This window comes from Bacillus thermozeamaize, assembly GCA_002159075.1.
GTDB classification, from domain to species: domain Bacteria; phylum Bacillota; class Bacilli; order ZCTH02-B2; family ZCTH02-B2; genus Bacillus_BB; species Bacillus_BB thermozeamaize.
Map to the genome: position 1 here is coordinate 25,914 of LZRT01000086.1, position 18,982 is coordinate 44,895.

At 54.1% G+C, this 18,982-nt stretch carries 20 protein-coding genes and 1 tRNA gene; 20 read left to right on the forward strand and 1 reads right to left on the reverse strand.

Annotated elements, in window-relative coordinates:
- The first annotated feature begins 31 nt into the window (after positions 1 to 31).
- The 20 genes from BAA01_03865 (at position 32) to BAA01_03960 (ending at position 18,167) form a co-directional block, all read left to right on the forward strand.
- The gene (locus BAA01_03865) at positions 32 to 1,321 is read left to right on the forward strand and encodes an NADP-dependent isocitrate dehydrogenase (GenBank protein ID OUM86785.1); all 1,290 of its coding nucleotides are present in this window, start codon (positions 32 to 34) and stop codon (positions 1,319 to 1,321) included.
- Between the two features lie 120 nt (positions 1,322 to 1,441).
- Positions 1,442 to 2,380, forward strand: a complete 939-nt coding sequence (locus BAA01_03870; GenBank protein OUM86739.1) for a malate dehydrogenase — start codon at positions 1,442 to 1,444, stop codon at positions 2,378 to 2,380.
- 171 nt (positions 2,381 to 2,551) lie between these two features.
- The gene (locus tag BAA01_03875) at positions 2,552 to 3,241 is read left to right on the forward strand and encodes a DNA-binding response regulator (GenBank protein OUM86740.1); all 690 of its coding nucleotides are present in this window, start codon (positions 2,552 to 2,554) and stop codon (positions 3,239 to 3,241) included.
- Positions 3,238 to 4,617: a hypothetical protein gene (locus tag BAA01_03880; GenBank protein OUM86741.1), complete on the forward strand. Its 1,380-nt coding sequence runs from the start codon at positions 3,238 to 3,240 to the stop codon at positions 4,615 to 4,617. The genes BAA01_03875 and BAA01_03880 overlap by 4 nt, the downstream gene beginning before the upstream one ends.
- Before the next feature lie 52 nt (positions 4,618 to 4,669).
- A complete protein-coding gene (locus tag BAA01_03885; protein OUM86742.1) occupies positions 4,670 to 7,348 on the forward strand; it encodes a DNA polymerase I in 2,679 nt (892 codons plus the stop codon).
- 70 nt (positions 7,349 to 7,418) lie between these two features.
- Entirely contained in the window at positions 7,419 to 8,258 is an 840-nt protein-coding gene (locus BAA01_03890; GenBank protein ID OUM86743.1) for a DNA-formamidopyrimidine glycosylase, read from the forward strand.
- A gap of 47 nt (positions 8,259 to 8,305) precedes the next feature.
- Entirely contained in the window at positions 8,306 to 9,016 is a 711-nt protein-coding gene (locus BAA01_03895) for a sporulation membrane protein YtaF (GenBank protein ID OUM86744.1), read from the forward strand.
- 13 nt (positions 9,017 to 9,029) lie between these two features.
- On the forward strand, positions 9,030 to 9,686 hold the full coding sequence (locus BAA01_03900; GenBank protein ID OUM86745.1) for a dephospho-CoA kinase: 657 nt from the start codon (positions 9,030 to 9,032) through the stop codon (positions 9,684 to 9,686).
- Complete coding sequence (locus BAA01_03905; GenBank protein ID OUM86746.1) at positions 9,683 to 10,264, forward strand: hypothetical protein; 582 nt, start codon at positions 9,683 to 9,685, stop codon at positions 10,262 to 10,264. The genes BAA01_03900 and BAA01_03905 overlap by 4 nt, the downstream gene beginning before the upstream one ends.
- A 103-nt stretch (positions 10,265 to 10,367) precedes the next feature.
- Complete coding sequence (locus BAA01_03910) at positions 10,368 to 11,429, forward strand: type I glyceraldehyde-3-phosphate dehydrogenase (protein OUM86747.1); 1,062 nt, start codon at positions 10,368 to 10,370, stop codon at positions 11,427 to 11,429.
- A gap of 126 nt (positions 11,430 to 11,555) precedes the next feature.
- The gene (locus BAA01_03915; GenBank protein ID OUM86748.1) at positions 11,556 to 12,044 is read left to right on the forward strand and encodes a transcriptional regulator NrdR; all 489 of its coding nucleotides are present in this window, start codon (positions 11,556 to 11,558) and stop codon (positions 12,042 to 12,044) included.
- A gap of 55 nt (positions 12,045 to 12,099) precedes the next feature.
- The gene (locus BAA01_03920; protein ID OUM86749.1) at positions 12,100 to 13,548 is read left to right on the forward strand and encodes a hypothetical protein; all 1,449 of its coding nucleotides are present in this window, start codon (positions 12,100 to 12,102) and stop codon (positions 13,546 to 13,548) included.
- Positions 13,549 to 13,572: 24 nt separating this feature from the next.
- Complete coding sequence (locus BAA01_03925; GenBank protein OUM86750.1) at positions 13,573 to 14,505, forward strand: hypothetical protein; 933 nt, start codon at positions 13,573 to 13,575, stop codon at positions 14,503 to 14,505.
- A 118-nt stretch (positions 14,506 to 14,623) separates the two neighbouring features.
- Positions 14,624 to 14,698, forward strand: a tRNA-Ala gene (locus tag BAA01_03930).
- Between the two features lie 446 nt (positions 14,699 to 15,144).
- Positions 15,145 to 15,450, forward strand: a complete 306-nt coding sequence (locus BAA01_03935) for a hypothetical protein (protein OUM86751.1) — start codon at positions 15,145 to 15,147, stop codon at positions 15,448 to 15,450.
- Positions 15,451 to 15,561: 111 nt separating this feature from the next.
- Positions 15,562 to 15,780 (forward strand): hypothetical protein, encoded by a 219-nt coding sequence (locus BAA01_03940; GenBank protein OUM86752.1) that lies wholly within the window; start codon positions 15,562 to 15,564, stop codon positions 15,778 to 15,780.
- Positions 15,781 to 16,117: 337 nt separating this feature from the next.
- A complete protein-coding gene (locus tag BAA01_03945) occupies positions 16,118 to 16,675 on the forward strand; it encodes a hypothetical protein (GenBank protein ID OUM86753.1) in 558 nt (185 codons plus the stop codon).
- Between the two features lie 64 nt (positions 16,676 to 16,739).
- A complete protein-coding gene (locus BAA01_03950; GenBank protein OUM86754.1) occupies positions 16,740 to 16,988 on the forward strand; it encodes a hypothetical protein in 249 nt (82 codons plus the stop codon).
- Between the two features lie 122 nt (positions 16,989 to 17,110).
- Positions 17,111 to 17,677 (forward strand): DoxX family protein, encoded by a 567-nt coding sequence (locus BAA01_03955; protein ID OUM86755.1) that lies wholly within the window; start codon positions 17,111 to 17,113, stop codon positions 17,675 to 17,677.
- Positions 17,678 to 17,789: 112 nt separating this feature from the next.
- Positions 17,790 to 18,167 carry a hypothetical protein gene (locus tag BAA01_03960; GenBank protein OUM86756.1) on the forward strand — a complete coding sequence of 126 codons (378 nt, stop codon included), beginning with the start codon at positions 17,790 to 17,792 and terminating at the stop codon, positions 18,165 to 18,167.
- Here BAA01_03960 and BAA01_03965 read toward each other — a convergent pair.
- Positions 18,130 to 18,981, reverse strand: a complete 852-nt coding sequence (locus tag BAA01_03965; GenBank protein OUM86757.1) for an alpha/beta hydrolase — start codon at positions 18,979 to 18,981, stop codon at positions 18,130 to 18,132. The two genes, BAA01_03960 and BAA01_03965, sit on opposite strands and share 38 nt — an antisense overlap.
- Between the last annotated feature and the right edge of the window lies 1 nt (position 18,982).

Genomic DNA, 18,982 nt, shown 5'->3' on the forward strand with positions numbered 1-18,982 from the left:
CCAATCAGCAAAGGAGGGTGCAAGGATGTCCATTTTTAAAAAGTTTGACATGCCGGCAGAGGGCGAGAAGATTCAGGTAAAGGACGGAAAGCTGCACGTCCCCGATCACCCGATTATTCCCTTCATTGAGGGAGACGGTACGGGTCCGGACATCTGGGCTGCTGCTTCCCGCGTGCTGGATGAAGCGGTTAAGAAGGCATATCGCGGCCAGAGAAAGATCGCCTGGTACGAAGTTTACGCGGGTGAAAAAGCCTATCAGAAGTATGGCGAATGGCTGCCGGAGGACACATTGACTGCCCTGCGGGAATACATAGTCAGCATCAAAGGGCCTTTGACGACACCGGTCGGCGGTGGCATCCGTTCGCTGAACGTGGCATTGCGGCAGGAGCTGGATCTCTATGTATGCCTCCGGCCCGTGCGTTACTTCAGTGGTGTGCCGTCGCCGGTCAAGCGGCCAGAACTGGTAGATATGGTCATTTTCCGCGAAAACACGGAAGACATTTACGCGGGTGTCGAGTGGGCGGAAGGAACACCTGAAGTGCAAAAGCTGATCCGTTTCCTGCAGGAGGAGATGGGGGTTACCAAGATTCGTTTTCCGGAAACATCCGGGATCGGGATCAAGCCGGTTTCCAAAGAAGGCACTTACCGGCTGGTTCGCGCCGCGGTTGAGTATGCGCTCAAAAGAGGCCGGAAAAGCGTCACGCTGGTCCACAAGGGCAATATCATGAAGTTTACAGAGGGCGCGTTTAAAAACTGGGGATATGAAGTGGCCGAGAAAGAATACGGGGATCGCGTATTCACGTGGGCGCAGTACGACAAGATTAAGGCCGAACAGGGCGTAGAGGCGGCGAATCGGGCGCAGGCCGATGCGGAAGCGGCCGGAAAACTGATCATCAAGGATGTCATTGCGGATGCGTTTTTGCAACAAATCCTCACACGCCCGGCTGAATACGATGTGATCGCGACGTTGAACCTCAACGGCGACTACATCTCGGACGCGTTGGCGGCACAGGTGGGGGGCATTGGAATCGCGCCAGGCGCCAACATCAATTATGTGACCGGGCATGCCGTGTTTGAGGCAACCCATGGAACGGCTCCCAAGTATGCCGGGCTGGACAAGGTCAACCCAGGCTCCGTTCTGCTCTCTGGCGTGATGATGCTGGAGCATCTGGGGTGGCAAGAGGCGGCTGACATGATCATCCGTGCTATGGAAAAGACGATCAGCCAGAAGATCGTGACGTACGATTTTGCCCGGTTGATGGACGGAGCCACCGAGGTGAAGACATCCGAGTTTGCGGATCACCTGATCAAAAACCTGTAAGGCATCCTCTGTCCTATATGAACCAGCCATGCGGACATACCTGATCATCCAGCCATCGTGAGATATTGCGACCGGTGACTCAACGGAAAGCAAAGAAAAAGCGGGAGGCGTATAAACGTCATGGCGATGAAACGGAAAAAAATCAGTGTGATCGGGGCGGGCTTTACCGGGGCGACAACGGCGCTCATGCTGGCGCAGAAAGAACTGGGAGATATCGTATTGGTGGACATTCCCCAGCTGGAAAACCCGACCAAGGGCAAGGCGCTTGACATGTTGGAGGCCGGTCCTGTTCAAGGTTTTGACGCCAATATCGTCGGAACCAGCCATTACGAAGAGACAGCCGGCTCCGACCTCGTGATCATCACAGCGGGTGTGGCAAGAAAACCTGGGATGAGCCGTGATGATCTGGTCAATACCAATGCCGGCATTGTGCGTTCCGTTGCAGAGCAGGTGGCGAAGCATTCGCCTGAGGCAATCGTCCTCGTCCTTTCGAATCCGGTGGATGCGATGACCTACGTCGCCTTCAAGACGACCGGTTTTCCGAAAAACAGGGTCATCGGTCAATCGGGTGTGCTGGATACGGCCCGCTTCCGGACGTTTGTCGCGCAGGCGCTGAACGTTTCGGTGGAGGATGTGACCGGTTTTGTGCTGGGGGGGCACGGTGATGATATGGTTCCCCTCATCAGATATTCCTACGTGGGAGGCATTCCTCTGGAAAAATGGCTGCCAAAGGATCAGCTGGAAGCCATCGTGGAGCGGACACGCAAAGGCGGCGGCGAAATCGTCAACCTGCTCGGAACGGGCAGCGCCTACTATGCTCCGGCTGCCTCGCTCGTGCAAATGGCTGAGGCGATTCTCAAGGACAAAAAGCGGATCCTCCCTGCGATTGCCTACCTGGATGGCGAGTACGGGTACAACGACATCTACCTCGGTGTGCCGACCATCCTCGGCGGCAATGGCATCGAGCGGGTCATCGAGCTGGAACTGACGCCGGAAGAAAAAGCTGCGCTGGACAAGTCGGCCCAGTCGGTGGAAAACCTGCTCAAGATGCTGCGTTAGGCAATCTAGGCATCCACATCAGACATCATGGTCAGACGGCGGACATTGGATTCCGCCGCTTTTTGTTTCTTCCTCCCTTGTTGTATTCCCATGGCAACTTGTTTAAGATCAAATCAAAGATAGAATTGAGAACAGGTGAAAACAGGGTACAGGGAAAAAGGAGGAGCAAGGTTGACCCAATCCGTCCTGGTGGTGGACGATGAGGCTGCCATTCTGACGCTGGTTGAATTCAATTTGCAAAAGGCCGGTTACAAGGTTCTCAAAGCCACGGATGGCCGGATGGCACTGCAGATGATTCAGCAGGCACAGCCGGACTTAATCGTTTTGGACATCATGCTGCCGTCGGTCGACGGATTTGAAATCTGCAAGAAACTGCGTCAACAGGGAAACCGCACACCGGTACTGATGTTGTCGGCTCGGGATGAAGAATTGGACAAGGTCCTCGGCCTGGAACTGGGAGCGGATGATTATTTGACGAAGCCCTTCAGCCCCCGCGAATTGGTCGCCAGGGTGAAAGCACTCTTGCGGCGGGCCAATCCTGAACGGGAGGAAGAAGGTACGGTGCGTGTCGGCGACCTGTCGGTCAATCCGGAAAGGTACGAAGTTTATTTCCGGGGAAAACCGCTGGATCTCACACCCAAGGAGTTTGAAATCTTGCGCTATATGCTGGAACATCGCGGGAAAGTGTTGACGCGGGATCAGTTGCTTGATGCGGTTTGGAATTACGAATTTGCAGGGGACACGCGGATCGTGGATGTACATGTCAGCCACCTGCGCGAAAAGATTGAGCCTGATCCCAAGCAACCCGTCTACATCAAGACGATTCGTGGGGTCGGCTACAAGTTTGAGGGTCCTGCATGAGGCGGCTGATCTGGCGCATCTTTTGGTTTGCCATGGCCGCGGTTTTCGTTGCCGGCCTTTTTGCCGTACTGTCGGTTGGCCGCATCCCTGTTCCGGCCGTTGTCCTGATCGGCGGCCTGCTGCTTGGCAGCGGATTGTACGGCGCGATTTATTGGGGGCTCATCCCGCACCTGCGGACCCTGGATGAATTGACCCAGTTTCTGCAAAAAATCCCAGGGCAACGCTTTACGCAACGGTTGTATCACGATCCGCTGAGTGAAGTGGCGCCGTTTATCCGGGCGCTGAATCAGTTGCTGGACCAGATCGAGATTCAGATGAATATTGGCGAGGAATACCGCCAGCGGCTGATCAGCCTTCTGGAAAACATGGCCAGCGGGGTCATGCTGCTCGATCCGCGGGGGCGCATCCTTCTGGTGAACGCGATGGCGGAACGGCTCTTGGGCAGTTCGCGGAAAGAGCTGATCGGCAGGCAACATATCGCAGCCAGTCACCATTACGAACTGGGCCAATTGATCGATCGCTGCCTTCAGAGTGGGCAGCGATTTAAACAGGAATTGACGGTCTATTATCCGCAAGAACGGGTGCTTGATGTGCATCTGTCGCCCATTGCGCGCCCCGGTGGCGGGAAGGGCGGGGTGGTGGTCGTCATGCACGACATCACGGAGATCCGGCGCCTGGAGCGCCTGCGAAGCGAGTTTGTGGCCAATGTCTCCCATGAATTGAGAACACCCCTGACAGCCGTCAAGGGGTTTGCCGAAACGCTGCTGGATGGTGCCATGCATGAACCTGAGACGCTGCAGGCTTTTCTGGAAATCATTCTGCATGAAAGCGACCGGCTGCATCGGATGATCGGCGAGCTCCTGGATTTGTCCAAGATTGAATCCGGGCAAGTGAGGTTGGATTTTCGCAGGATTCATTTGAAGGAACATCTGGAAGCGGTGCTCCGTTTGGTCCATGTGGAGGCGGAAGAACGCCAGCTCACCCTGCAGCTGCATGTGGAGGATGATCCGGTCATTGAAGCCGATCCGGATCGTTTCCGCCAGATCCTTCTCAACCTGCTCAGCAATGCCGTCACTTACACGCCGCCGGGAGGAAAGATTGAGCTGTTTGCGGAATCGCGCCCTGATGGAGCGTGGGTGCGGGTCAGGGATACGGGGATCGGCATTCCGAAAGAGGATCTCCCCCATCTGTTCGAACGTTTTTACCGTGTGGACAAGGCCCGATCCCGCGAGTCGGGAGGAACCGGACTGGGGCTGGCGATCGTCAAGCACCTGGTGGAGGCGCATCATGGGCGCATTGAGGTGGAAAGCGAACTGGGCAGTGGTTCCCAGTTTTCTGTCTTCTTTCCCGCGCGTCAGCCGGACATGCCGGAATAGACTGCGGGCTTGCCGGAAAGGGCAGGCGGATAAAAGACAAGAGGTGACCATTTTGGGAAAAGTGATTTTGGTAGATGGCAACAGCATTGCCAACCGGGCTTTTTATGCGCTGCCCTTGTTGAATACGGAACGGGGGCTTTATACCAATGCCGTGTACGGATTCACGATGATGCTGCTCAAATTGCTGGAAGAGGAGCAGCCGACCCACATGCTGGTGGCGTTTGACGCGGGCAAGCGCACCTTTCGCCACGAAACGTATGGGGATTACAAGGGAGGCAGGCAGAAAACGCCTCCGGAGTTGTCCGAGCAATTTCCGCTCCTCAAGGAGGTCCTGACCGCTTTTTCCATTCCACAGTATGAACTGGACAACTACGAGGCGGATGACATTATCGGCACTATCGCAGATCAGGCCGCCAGGTCGGGACATGAGGTGTTGGTCGTTACCGGAGACAAGGATCTCTTGCAACTGGTTTCTCCCAGGGTTAAGGTCTACCTGACCCGCAAAGGGATCACCGACGTCGAAGCATATGATGAAGCGGAAGTTCAACGCAGGTATGGTTTGAAACCGCACCAGATCGTGGACTTGAAGGGTTTGATGGGGGATGCCAGCGATAACATTCCGGGAATTCCTGGAGTGGGTGAAAAGACAGCGCTGAAATTGCTCAGCCAATATCCGTCGGTGGAAGAGATTCTGCGGCACGTGGACGAGTTGCCCGGCGCCAAGTTAAGGGAACGCGTCCGGGAACATGCGGAAGCGGCACGACTGAGCAAGCAGCTGGCCACCATTTGCCGGGAAGTGCCACTGCCTTACCAGATACAGGATCTTGCGTTGCAGCCGTTTGATCCTGAGCAGGTGGCAGAGGTGTTTCGCAAACTGTCTTTCCATTCCCTGCTTGAACGATTGAAGCTGGAGCAGGCCGGACGCGGCGCGACCAAGGGGACGGCGCAAGCGGACCAAGCGGACGCAGAGGATGACGTTTCGTCCCTTTCGTATACTTGCCTCAAACGGGAAGATGCGGACCGTTTGGTGGCAGAGTGGCGCAAGCTGCGGCCGGCGATCTGGGTGGAACAGGAGCCGGCGGACTGGAAGCCGGAAATTCTCGGCCTTGGCGTGACCTGGCAGCGTTCCTCCGTGTTTGTGCCGGCTCAAGTCATCCGGGAGTCCAAGTCCCTTCAATCCTGGCTTGCAGACCCGAACGCCAAAAAGATCCTCTATGATGGGAAACAGGCCAAGGTAGCCCTGGCCCGCCACGGCATCACGCTGGCAGGGGTCGATTTTGATTATCTGCTGGCATCTTACTTGATCAATCCCTCCACGACGCAGCATCATTTGTCAGATATCGCAAAGATGTTCGAAGAACGGCTGCCTGCCGATGAAGAGGTGTTCGGCCGCGGCGCGAAGCGGAAAAGGCCGGCGGAAGCCATCTGGCAGCGCCACATCATCCAAAAGACGCACTTTATGGAGCGAAGAGTGGAGGATGTCACCCGCCGCCTCGATGAAGATCAGCTCCTTTCGCTATACCGGGATCTGGAACTTCCGCTGTCGATGGTTTTGGCGGAGCTGGAAATTCGAGGCATCCGGGTGGACAGACAGGCGCTCAAGGAAATGGGCAGGCAATTCCAGGAGCAACTGGAGCGGTTGACGGAAGAGATTTACGCATTGGCGGGAGTTTCTTTCAACATCAACTCCCCCAAACAGCTTGGCGAGATCCTGTTTGACAAGCTGGGGCTGCCTGTCATCAAAAAGACCAAGACAGGGTATTCCACCAGCGCTGACGTGCTGGAAAAACTGGAGCCCCAGCATGAGATCGTCCGCAAAATCCTGCACTACCGGCAACTGGGAAAGTTGCTTTCCACTTATATCGACGGCTTGCTGAAGGTGATCCATCCCGAAACGGGCAAGGTGTACACCTCATTCAACCAGGCGATTACGGCCACGGGCCGACTCAGCAGTACGGAGCCAAACCTGCAGAACATTCCCATTCGCATGGAAGAAGGGAGACGGATCCGCAAGGCGTTTATTCCTTCCCAGCCCGGTTGGACGATTTTGTCGGCTGATTACTCGCAAATTGAGCTGCGCATCCTGGCTCATTTGTCGCAGGACGAGCGGTTGATGGAAGCTTTCCGGAAAGATATGGATATCCATACCAAGACAGCCATGGATGTTTTTGGCGTCCCGCAGGAGGCGGTGACCGCCGAGATGCGGCGGCAGGCCAAGGCGGTCAACTTCGGGATCATTTACGGAATCAGCGATTACGGCCTTTCGCAAAACCTGAACATTCCCCGCAAGGAGGCGGGAGCATTTATTGAACGCTACTTCGAAACCTTTCCCGGCGTCAAGGCCTACATGGAACGGGCGGTTCAGGAGGCGAGGGAAAAAGGGTATGTGACCACCATCCTCAACCGGCGCCGCTACTTGCCGGAGATCAACAGCCGCAATTACAACCTGCGCAGCTTCGCCGAGCGCACGGCAATGAACACGCCCATTCAGGGGAGTGCGGCCGATATCATCAAGCTGGCGATGATCCGCCTGGAAAAAGAGATGCGCAGGCGCAAGATGGCCAGCCAGATGCTCCTGCAGGTGCACGATGAGTTGATCTGTGAGGTTCATCCGGATGAGCGGGAGGAACTCTTTTCTCTTGTCAAGGAAGTGATGGAACAGGCGGTGCCGCTTGCCGTGCCTTTGAAAGTGGAGGTCAGCGACGGGCCGACATGGTATGATGCCAAGTAGCTAATTAGCAAGACAAATGTCATTTAAAAAATGTCACGCCTGAATACCGATGGAGGAGAAGGAGACAGACATGCCGGAGTTGCCCGAAGTTGAAACATTGAGACAAGCCCTGGCCTCCGCCATTTGCGGCAAGACCTTCGCCCATGCGGAAGTGAGGTACCCTCCGCTCATCCGCCAGCCCACGGCGATGGAATTTGTCAAGTGGCTTCCGGGACAACAAGTCGAAGAAGTGGCCCGGCGGGGAAAATACCTGCTGCTCCATTTGACTTCCCTCACGCTGATTATCCATTTGCGGATGGAAGGAAAATTGTGGCTGGGTTGGACAGACCGGGTCCAGGAAAAGCATGTGCATGCGGTTTTTACGTTTTCGGACGGATCGTTGTTGCTCTATCAGGACGTGCGAAAATTCGGCACCATGGATCTGGTGCCCCGCGGAAGACTGGATCTCGTTCCTGGCTTATACAGTCTGGGTCCGGAGCCATTGGACCCTCATTTTACTCCCGCGGTGTTGGCGGAACAACTGTACAAGCATGCCCGCAGCATGATCAAGCCCGCCTTGTTGAACCAACAGGTGGTTGCCGGCCTTGGCAACATTTACACGGATGAAGCCTTGTTTCTGGCGAAGATCCACCCTGAGCGACGGGTGGAGACCTTGCGCCCGTCGCATATTCGGGCGCTGCACGGGGCCATTCGCGATGTGTTGGAACGGGGCCTCGAAGCCGGCGGGGCATCTGTCCGTTCCTATCGGCATAGTAATGGAGAAGAGGGCGCTTTTCAGCGGCAGCTCTATGTTTATGCCCGCCAAGGGTTGCCTTGTAAACGTTGTCAGCGTCCGATTCGGCGGATCGTTGTGGCCGGACGGGGAACCCACCTGTGTCCCCATTGTCAGCGGCAGCGAAAAAAAGTGTAAACAAACATCGACTTCCCCCTACACCAAACCGCCCACCCCTTCATACGATGAAGATAGTTTCGAAAGAAGGGGGCAAAGCGGTGAAGGCATTCTCCGTCTTGTTGCTTGCGTTTGCTGTCAGTTTGGACAGTTTTATCGTCGGCGCGACGTACGGGATGCGGCAGATCCACATTCCTGTCCGCTCCATTCTGATCATTGCCGCTTGTTCTTCCTCGATGGTTTTGATGACGATGCTGGCAGGGGAGCAATTGGCGCAATGGGTGCCGCTTGAATGGGGAAAACGGCTGGGAGCCATGATCCTTTGCCTGGTCGGGGCGTGGTCCCTGTGGAACGTGCGGCGATCTGGCCTGACCGATGAACCATCCTCTGCTCAGAGCGAACGGGAACTTGCAGCACGAAGAAAAGAGGAACAGGTCAAGCCGGTCTGGACATTGGAAATCCGCCATTTGGGCCTGGTGGTTCAGGTCTTGAAAAAACCGGTCATCGCCGATATGGATCAATCCGGTCTCATAACCGGTCAGGAGGCGCTGATTTTGGGCTTGGCCCTTTCGCTCGATGCGATGGGTGCAGGGATCGGCGCAGCCATGATCGGCTTTTCTCCCTGGCTGACGGCGCTTTGTATCGGTTGTTTCAGCAGCCTGTTTCTCCTGTCTGGAATGGTTGCCGGCCGCCGTCTGGCAGGCTGCAGGTGGGTTCGGAAGGCTTCTTTTCTCCCCGGGGCCTTGTTGATCGTTCTAGGATTTTACAAGATGTTTTGATGGCGCGGTTTTCATGGCCGATACATTGCAAAAGGAAGGATGGATTCATGTGATTTTTGGCATTACGGGCGGCATCGCCACGGGTAAAAGCACGGTTTCCGACATGTTGCGGGCCCGTGGCGCTGTGATCGTGGACGCCGACTTCTGGGCGCGGGAAGTGGTGAAGCCGGGAAGTGAAGGCTGGGAGGCGATCCGGCAGCAGTTTGGGGAGGAGTACCTGCGGCCGGATGGCAGCCTGGATCGGGAAAAGCTGGGTGCCTTGGTGTTTGCCGATGAAGCGGCGCGCAAGCGATTGAATGCCATCACTCACCCTTTGATTCGCCAAAAAATGGACGAGCAGGTGCGGCAAGCGCTGTCGGATGACCCGAAGGCCATTGTCGTGATGGACATTCCTCTCCTGATCGAGTCTATGGTTCACGAGGGGCTAAAACGGGTAGACAAAGTGATCCTGGTCTACGTGCCCCGCCACATTCAGCTTCAGCGACTGATGAAACGCAATCAGTTGAACAGGCAGGAGGCCGAGAATCGGATCGAGGCGCAGATGCCGATTGACGAGAAGCGCAAGTACGCGGACTACATCATTGATAATTCCGGAAGTATCGAAGAGACGGAACGGCAAGTGGAACAATTGATGGACAAGCTCCGGAAACTGGTGCAAGGTGAACGATGAGGTACGGCAAATGGATCGTCGGCGGGATTGTCTTGATCCTGCTGGTGACTTTGTTGTATTCCTCGCTCTACCAGCGGTTGGCTTACCCGCTTCGTTACCAGGAAGAGATCTGGCAGGCGGCTTCCCAATTTGATGTGGACCCCTATCTGGTGGCTGCCGTCATCCAGACGGAAAGCAGGTATAAGAAAACGGCGCGCTCATCCAAAGGAGCGCTTGGTCTGATGCAGCTGATGCCCGAAACCGCCAAGTGGGCACTCCGGAAGATGGGCTATTCGGAAGAGGCATGGCGGTATATCCAGGATCCCGTCTTGAATATTGAAGTAGGTACTTGGTATTTGGGCTGGTTGCTCGATTACTATGACGAGAACATGGTTGCCGCGATTGCCGCGTACAATGCAGGACAAGGCGCCGTCGATCGATGGCTGGCAGATGGCCTGTGGGACGCCCGGGAAGAAACGGTGGGACGCATCCCCTATTCCGAAACCCGTCAATATGTGCGCAAAGTCTTCTATTATTACGACAAATACCGGGCAATCTATCAGGAAAAGCATCCCCCAAAGATCATGAATAAAGGATGAAATGGGGGCCTGACAGACTGCACGAACGGCAAAAATGTGTTATACTATATCTGTCAATCATACGATATAGTATGTATCAATCGATGAGGGGTGTTAATCGCGCATGGCGATCAGGGTAGCCATCAACGGATTTGGACGGATTGGGCGGATGGTGTTCCGACGTGCACAAGAGGTGAGCGATCTCCACATTGTTGCTGTCAACGCCAGTTATCCTGCGGAGACATTGGCGCATTTGCTGAAATACGATACGGTACATGGAACTTGGGAGAAAGAGGTGCAAGCGGAGCCGGACGCTCTGGTGGTGGAGGGAAGGCGTACCCGGCTTGTCGCAGAACGAGATCCGAGCCGCCTGCCCTGGCGTGAATTGAATATCGACGTGGTGGTTGAAGCGACTGGCAAATTCCGCGATCGGGAGGGCGCCGGACTGCACCTGGCCGCAGGCGCCAAGAAAGTGCTGATCACGGCACCTGGCAAGGACGAGGATTTTACGATGGTGATGGGCGTCAACCACGCCTTGTATAATCCGGAGGAACATCATATCATTTCGAATGCTTCGTGTACCACGACCTGTCTGGCTCCGATAGCCAAGGTCCTTCATGAGGCGCTGGGCATCCGGGAAGGTCTGATGACCACGGTGCACAGCTTTACCAACGACCAAAAGCCATTGGACAACCCCCACAAGGATTTGCGGCGGGCGCGCGCCTCCAGCCAGTCGATTGTCCCGACCACGACGGGCGCGGCCAAGGCGGTTGCCAAGGTGCTGCCTGAACTGAAGGGAAAACTGAATGGCCTGGCACTGCGTGTACCTACCCCCAACGTTTCGGTGGTGGATCTGGTCGTTGACGTGGAAAAGAAGGTCACGGCCGAAGAGGTCAACCGTCTGCTGAAGGAAGCGGCCGAGACAACGATGAAAGGGTACATCCAATATACGGAGGAACCGCTGGTCTCTGTCGATTTTATCGGCAACCCGCACTCTGCCATTGTAGATGGCCTGTCGACGATGGCCATCGGCGATCACAAGATCAAGGTGCTGGCCTGGTACGACAATGAATGGGGCTACTCCTGCCGCGTCGTGGAAGCGGTTCAGCATATCGGCCGGGGCCTGTCATCTGCGCTTTCAAAGGAGCGGGAAACAGAGCAGGTGGCTTCCGTCGGCGCCCGGTGAAGTTGGAGCGGGTAAAACTCAAATACTGGGTGGGCAGGCTGCCTGCCCTTTTTTTGTCCTATTGACGGATGGCGCAAGGATCAGACAAACTATACCCAAGAAGAAGGATGGAGCTGATCGAGCGAGATGCGATGTCCGTATTGCCAGCATATGGGGACGCGTGTCCTGGATTCCCGTCCCGTCAATGACGGCAAGTCGATCCGCCGCAGGCGGGAGTGTGAACAGTGCAACCGTCGTTTTACCACATTTGAAATGGTGGAAGAAGCCCCCTTGTATGTCATCAAGAAAGACGGCACGCGGGAAGAATTCAGCCGTGAGAAATTGCTGCGGGGCATCTTGCGCGCCTGCGAAAAGCGGCCGATTCCGATTGAACAGTTGGAAACCCTCGTCAACGAAATTGAAAAGGAACTGCGCAGCGTGGTACAGTCGGAGGTTCCAAGCCGCGAAATCGGCGAGATGGTGATGCGGCGGCTGTATGACATCGACGATGTGGCCTATGTCCGCTTTGCTTCCGTTTACCGGCAGTTCAAGGATATCCACGTCTTTTTGCAGGAACTTTCCGAGATGCTCAACACGCAGCGAAAAGAGCAGCGAAAAGAGCAAGGATCGGAGTAACACAGCGCACACCTGAAGCGTATCGATTGCAGGAGCGAGGAAAGGGGCGAAGGATTTGCGATCGGTATACCCGAAGGATCCGTTTGTAGTCCATTTGGACAGGCCGTTGCGCCAAGATGAGAAGATGTCTCTCCTCCTCCTTTACCAGCCGATAGCAGGACCGATGGCGGTGAACCTTTATTTTTTGCTTCAGACACTGGCGCAAGGGATGGAAACCGGGAAGGCATCCGGTGAGGCCCTGATGCGCCACCGGTTCCTCCTGTCGGCGATGGGTTTGACCATGGATGAATGGCTTGAGGCCCGTTACCGCCTTGAGGGGCTGGGATTGTTGCATACCTATGTGGAAGAACGGGAAGAGGTGACTTATTTTTACCGGTTGACGCCGCCGTTGGCGCCCCCGTTGTTTTTTCAGAGCGATGTTCTCTCGGTGATGCTGTTGAACCGCCTGGGGGAAGGGCAATACCAGTGGCTGCAACACTTTTTTTCATCGCCCCCTGCCCCCTGGCAAGAGCGGCCGATGAGAGAAGTGAGCAAGGGTTTTCACGACGTCTATTCTCCCCTGTCGCAGCGTGAGCTGATGCAGGCAGACGGGCTCGCCTCACTTCCTGTCGAGAAGGAATCGGAACAGCCGCTTCGACTGGGCGACTGGCCGTTTGATACCCGGCTGATGCGGAATCAAGTGGGGGCTGTCTTCGGTCTGGACAAACACTGGAATCGCCAGGTAGAGGAACGAATCCTTCAGCTGGCCGCCTTGTATCAACTGAAAGAGGATGAAATGGCCCGGCTCATTCAGGAGCACTTGTTTGCCCGAGAGGCTATTGACTGGGAACAGTTTCGCCGGGAAGTGATGGCCTGGGCCGAGCGGCGCCATCAGCAGAAACCGGGGCTGATTTGGACTGAACCTGCACGGGAACTGGCTGCGACCAGTCCGGACGCGCCTGTCTCCGGCAAACCGGAGCAACTCCTCACCGATGCGGAACGGCATCGTCAGGACCTGGAGCGCATTTCCCCTTACGCCTTGTTGCACGCCTACAGCAACGGGACCAAAGTGGCAGACAGCGACCTGCGGCTGGTTTACAGCCTGCTTCATGATTATCAGCTGAAACCCGGCGTCGTCAACGTCCTCATCGAATACGTGATGTTTACCAACAACTACAAGCTTCCGAAAGCCCTTGTCGAAAAGATTGCCAGTCATTGGAAAAGATTGCGGATCGAGACCGTCAGCGAGGCGCTGGGGTTATGCCGGAAGGAACACCAGCTCTACCGGCGCTGGCCGTTGAAGGGTGGAGAACGAAAAGGAAGCGCATCCGAGGCGCCCGGATCGGAGCGGAAGGCGCCAAGGCAGGTGCGGAGCGAGCCTTTGCCAAAGTCGGTCAGGCAACAATTGGATGAGGTGGCGGGTGGAAAAACCGTCAGCATGGAACAGGAACGGCTTCAGAAAGAGAAGGAAGCACGCGCCCTCGAGTTGTTGCGTGCATTGGGTGAACTGGATGCCGGCACGTAAAGTCCGAATTGAGGTGACAAGCTGATGGAACCGATTCGCAACTGGATCTCTTCTGCTCACCGAGCGCAGCAGCAGATGGACGAAAAATGGCAGGAACTGAAAAATGCTCCGGAGATTCGAGCCCTTCTCCGGCAGTATCCTGATCTGCCGGAGACGACGTGGAAGCGTTCCATCCTCCGCTTGCAGCAATATGTCGAGGAGCGGCGTCACTGTGCCCGTTGCCCTGGTCTGGAACAATGCCCCAACCTTTTGCAGGGATACCAGAGCGAGATCACCTGCCAGCCGCCATACCTGTACCTTTCCTATCAGAAGTGTCCACGCCTGCGGAGCAAGGAGCTGCAACAACGCCAGACAGAGCTGATTCGTTCGCACTACGTTCCGGAAGAGATCCTTGCCGCCTCCTTTCACACCATTGAGCGGGACTTGCCGCGAATTGACGCCCTGAATGCCGTGATGGAGTTCTGCCTGTCCTACGAAGTGGGAAAACGCATGCCGGGACTGTACCTGTACGGGCCGCTGGGTGTCGGAAAGAGCCGGATGATGGGGGCGGCTTGCCGGAAATTGGCCGAGCGGGGGATTCCATCCATCATGGTGTACCTGCCGGAATTCCTGCGCGAGGTCAAGGATGCCATTCAGGACGGACGGGTTCAGGAGAAGGTGGACGTGTTGAAGCAGGTGCCCGTTTTGGTCCTGGACGACATCGGAGCGGAGACCGTCTCATCCTGGGTGCGGGACGAGATCCTCGGACCGATTTTGCAGGCACGTGTCAACGCCGGCTTTCCCACCCTTTACACGTCCAATCTCAACTACGATGAACTGGAGGAACACCTTGCATACTCCCACAAGGGGGGCGTGGAGGCGATGAAGGCCAAGCGGATCATGGAGCGCATCCGCTATGAGACCCGCGCCTATTATGTCGGGGGAGAAAACCGCAGGAAGTCCAAGTGGACTTCCTGACCGGCAACAATCTTTTTGCAAGTGCGACTCTGAAGGTTGATGTTGACTTTTGAAGCAGTCCTTGCTAAAATAGCGGTGTCTTGAGTTTGAAGCACAGATGAATATGGATTGTGAATGTGGGACCGTAGCTCAATGGGAGAGCACTACGCTGGCAGCGTAGGGGTTGTGGGTTCGAGCCCCATCGGTTCCACCATTTTTATGCCTTCAAACCCTTGTGTTTCAAGGGTTTTTTCTTTTTCTGTCCTGTTTTGATTCCGGATACATGATGCCTGTAAAACGGCTTTGGCCACAATTTGACCACATCAAATTTGATCACAATTTGATCACATTCTTTATGCTGATTCCTCACAGACCATCGTTTGTAGTTCCGGATTGTTCTGAAATGAAATTGGAACGGCGTGTCCATGCCTTTGTGCCGGAGCGGACGGAAGAGCCGTCTCGCGAATGGTTAGGGGAGCAACCTCGTTTTTCCATAACGGCATTGTCTGCGAATGGAATAGGCTTCGTTTACCCCTTTCCGTTACCGGCCAACGCTGAGCCGCCGACGGTTGCTGGGGGGGTGGTGTGTTAAACTGCCAAGGAAAATATTAAGATAACTTTAAAATGACTTAACAAGAGAAAGAAGGGAGCGCGAATTTTATGGACATGAATCGTGGACAAGAGCTTAGAAAAAGGATTCTCTCTTGGTATGCCGGTTTTTTGCCGTTCTACTTTTTCTTTTTCTTTTTGATGTTCTTTTTATTCGATGCTCCGGGGACGATAACCCCTTTTCGAGTCTTTTTAGTCACAGTTTATTCGCTATTTATCCTTTACTCCGTTATTCCGTTTGTACTTTCATTGGTTTTGGCGAAGAGATTTCCCAGGTTCAGCCTGTGGCTTGCCATTCTGCCGATTGCCGTTGCATGTCTCGACTATCTGACTTTATTTTTGAGTTTTAAAAAATAACCAGGGAGGACAACATGCAGGGAGGATAACATACATACCTTGGATTCTAAAGAGCCAAGACGGAAAGTGCTTGTGGCATTTTCCATACACAAAAAACGAAAGGGGTTTTCAATGTTGCGGAAGTTACGATGGATGCTTGGATGGGATGAAAGATGGATTTGTTTTGCGAGCATTTTGCGAACACTTATTCCCTGTTTTCGTGGTATAATATGGGCATCATTCGTCAGGCGGTTTAAGGGTGTAAAATCCGAATGGAGAAAGGAGGAAGCGGCACTTTCACCCCAGTCACGCTTCGCTGGCCGCAAGAAGGAAGAGATTGAACGGGAATAGGAGGATCGACAACTGTAATCCGTGCTTTGCACGACCCGGAGGAAATGCGGAAAAAGGCCATCGAATGGAAGAAAAAGGTTACGAGGTTGAACCAGTTGATCGACAAAAAGAACGATCAGGTTGAGATTGACTTTCCGGAAGCGAAAAAATACATGGGCTGATGTGCCTAGCCTTGTTGAGGGACGAATTGGGATCCGTCCTTATGACGGACGGGAATCACGCTTTTGTGCATTTTTCTTTCCATGCATCTCTCTTTGGTGTGCTGTGGGCTTTTTCACCAGACATGTCATCATGCATCAATAACTGCAATCTCATCATCCAACCGGGAGGGGTTAAGATGTTGGAAACAAGATATGGCGACTGGATAGAAACGTATACAGGGGTAAAATTTTACCCGTTTGACCCGAGGTTGGAGGAGATTGTGGTTGAAGACATGATTCATGCTGTCTGCAATCTATGCCGATTTGGAGGACACTCTAAAATCTTTTACAGCGTCGGTCAGCATTCGCTCATGGTATATCGTTATTTGACAGACAGGAACTACTCGCCGTCCGTCCGTCTGTATGGATTGACACACGATTTCACAGAGGCGTATCTGATTGATTTACCGCGGCCAATCAAACGCATGTTGATTGATTATCAACGGATGGAAGAAAGATTGTTTGATTTGATTTGGCAATCTTTTGGTGCGCCGAAATTGGATGATGACGACATTGAAGCAGTTAAGAAAGCTGACGATATTGTTTTAAGTCATGAGGCCCGTGTGCTGGGTGTAAACAAAAACAAATGGGCACAACATGTTGATTTGGGTTATCCGATTATCGAAGAAAAACCTTCAGACGTAAAAGCGAGGTTGACCCAGACGTTTTACGATGTGCTGAGTGAGATATTTTAAAACATCAATTATAATAAATTATGCGTTTGCTGAGAAACAACAGCGAAGGTTCCTGACAGCAACCGTGCGTTCGGACCGTCAGGAAAGGGACTATCTCGAATTTACCTTGTCTGACCAGTCAGGGGAGATCTTTGCGAAACGTCAGACGCCGACAGATGAGAAGATGGCCAGTCCATGGAACAAAAGAGATACGTTCAGTTTGCAGTCACAGGATAAAGAGAGCTTGATAGAAAGAAAAAAGGCCGGTATCGGTTTGTTCCGTTGGTCAGCAACGGGATGCCGCGCATGCGCGTTTTCTTTGATTTATCGTTAACAAAAATTTCAAAAATCTACGCGGGATGTTAGTAGATTGTTCAGGTGTGAGTATGGTAAAGTATTCCTGTCATTATAAACATTTCCAATGATAGGTTTTATTTTGCCGAAGGAGTGAGGACGATGCGCGGGAAAGAAATCCTCATCCCGGAAAACCCTGTTTCACAATTTCTTTTTAGCAGCACGCGTTCCGCCTGGATATGGCTGATCATCCGCCTGTACGTAGGATATGAATGGCTGATGGCAGGCATCCACAAAGTCGGGGCGGAAGCTTGGACCGGCGCCAAAGCTGGCGCGGCAGTCACGGGGTTTGTCAAAGGCGCGTTGGAGAAAACCGGCGGCGAGCATCCTGACGTAACCGGCTGGTATGCCTGGTTTTTGGAACAAATTGTTTTGCCCAACGCCAAACTGTTTGCCTGGATGGTCGCTTGGGGCGAGGTGCTTGTCGGGATTAGCCTGATTGTCGGGCTATTGACGGGTATTGCGGCCTTTTTTGGCGGTTTTATGAATGCCAGTTTCCTATTGGCAGGTACGGTCAGCAGCAACCCGGTGCTGTTCATCCTCGGCACTTGGCTTGTCTTGGCTTGGAAAGTCGCCGGGTGGTATGGATTGGACCGCTGGGCACTGCCTTATCTTGGAACACCTTGGAAACCCGGAAAAATAGCTGCGAAAAATAAGGCCAGTATGTGATGACGAAAACATGCATGCACCTTTGAATAGGTCGCTTGACATAACTCATACTTGTCGCCAAAGACAAGGTTCCGGAGCAGGTTCAGCCGTTGCTTCAAACCATCCAGGAATGATGATTCTTGGTGGCCCATCAGCCGTCAGCGACAAAATCTTTTCGGTCAAGCTGTTTGCCCACTTTATAGATGTGGGCCAGGGTGGTCAGTGGAGAGGGAACCAAACCCTGGGCTGGAAAAACGAGATCGTAATCAGTCATCAAAACGAGCGCAACCATCAATTGAAAACACAGAACCACGAATACGCCCATTATCTGCTTCACCAGAAGGGAGCGCAATTCGAGAAAGAGTCCCGCGAGATCAAGAAAGCCCAGGCGGAAAGCATCGCTTATGTTTTCGGAAAATACTTCGGATTGAACACTGATGGCTGCTCATTCGGATACTTGGACGCTGTCAACTTCAAGCGCGAAGTCGAAGCTCGTACAAGATGGGCATGAGGGCTTGCTTAAAGAGTTCAGGTCGCTCCGAAGGCGGGAAGTGTCCAAGCCCAGGGATGCGCGTTACCTTCAACCCCTTGATGGAAGACTTGAGCTTGTCGGTGTGCTCTGGGTAGCAACTCCAGTCATCATCGCCTCCTATGACATAAAGGCCTTGCTCTTCCGCGTCAATTTCTTCGAGAAATGGGCGGGCGTCATGCTCCTTGGAGGCGAAGTAAAAGTCGCCGCTGAGAACCCCTGGACCACAACGTGCGTAGATCCACTCCACTTCGCGCCTATATTCCTCTGGAGCCTGCGACGATGTAAGGCTTCGAATTAGCGGGCGGATTAGGTTTGCCGGGTTGACCTCTGGATGCACCAGCCACTTTGACATCTCATCCCACGCAGGCTCGTAGTCTCGAGGTTGCAAGGCGATAAGTCCTCTGAACTTTCCAGGGTGCTCGTGAGCGATGTCCAACATCAAGTAGCCGCCCATAGAGCAACCCATCAGGATCGGCCTGTCGAGCTTGAGTGCCTCGGTGAACGCGATAACGAAGTCCATGTAAAAACGCCGCGTGAGCTTGTACTCTTTCTCCCACCATCCAGAGGGCGGCAGGGAACGCCCGTGCCAGGGCATGTCGAATGCGATGACCTGAAACTCTTTCGTGATGTCGTCATCGGCCAACAAGTGCCTGTACTCAAGTGAGTCCGCGCCCGCCGTGTGAAGACAGACCAGCGGTATTCCCGAACCGTTTGACTCGAAGTAAGTCCGGTAGTTTATCCCGTCCACTTCGACATGAACGTATCTGCCAATCATCGGCTCTATAGTAGCCATT

What these genes read in the sequence shown, in the direction of transcription:
- BAA01_03945 (OUM86753.1), top strand. Translation starts at nt 16,118, where the DNA reads ATGTTGGAAACAAGATATGGCGACTGGATAGAAACGTATACAGGGGTA.
- BAA01_03955 (OUM86755.1), top strand. Translation starts at nt 17,111, where the DNA reads ATGCGCGGGAAAGAAATCCTCATCCCGGAAAACCCTGTTTCACAATTT.
- BAA01_03900 (OUM86745.1), top strand. Translation starts at nt 9,030, where the DNA reads ATGGCCGATACATTGCAAAAGGAAGGATGGATTCATGTGATTTTTGGC.
- BAA01_03910 (OUM86747.1), top strand. Translation starts at nt 10,368, where the DNA reads ATGGCGATCAGGGTAGCCATCAACGGATTTGGACGGATTGGGCGGATG.
- BAA01_03915 (OUM86748.1), top strand. Translation starts at nt 11,556, where the DNA reads ATGCGATGTCCGTATTGCCAGCATATGGGGACGCGTGTCCTGGATTCC.
- BAA01_03890 (OUM86743.1), top strand. Translation starts at nt 7,419, where the DNA reads ATGCCGGAGTTGCCCGAAGTTGAAACATTGAGACAAGCCCTGGCCTCC.
- BAA01_03960 (OUM86756.1), top strand. Translation starts at nt 17,790, where the DNA reads ATGATTCTTGGTGGCCCATCAGCCGTCAGCGACAAAATCTTTTCGGTC.
- BAA01_03940 (OUM86752.1), top strand. Translation starts at nt 15,562, where the DNA reads ATGTTGCGGAAGTTACGATGGATGCTTGGATGGGATGAAAGATGGATT.
- BAA01_03935 (OUM86751.1), top strand. Translation starts at nt 15,145, where the DNA reads ATGGACATGAATCGTGGACAAGAGCTTAGAAAAAGGATTCTCTCTTGG.
- BAA01_03965 (OUM86757.1), bottom strand. Translation starts at nt 18,981, where the DNA reads ATGGCTACTATAGAGCCGATGATTGGCAGATACGTTCATGTCGAAGTG.
- BAA01_03905 (OUM86746.1), top strand. Translation starts at nt 9,683, where the DNA reads ATGAGGTACGGCAAATGGATCGTCGGCGGGATTGTCTTGATCCTGCTG.
- BAA01_03880 (OUM86741.1), top strand. Translation starts at nt 3,238, where the DNA reads ATGAGGCGGCTGATCTGGCGCATCTTTTGGTTTGCCATGGCCGCGGTT.
- BAA01_03895 (OUM86744.1), top strand. Translation starts at nt 8,306, where the DNA reads ATGAAGATAGTTTCGAAAGAAGGGGGCAAAGCGGTGAAGGCATTCTCC.
- BAA01_03870 (OUM86739.1), top strand. Translation starts at nt 1,442, where the DNA reads ATGGCGATGAAACGGAAAAAAATCAGTGTGATCGGGGCGGGCTTTACC.
- BAA01_03925 (OUM86750.1), top strand. Translation starts at nt 13,573, where the DNA reads ATGGAACCGATTCGCAACTGGATCTCTTCTGCTCACCGAGCGCAGCAG.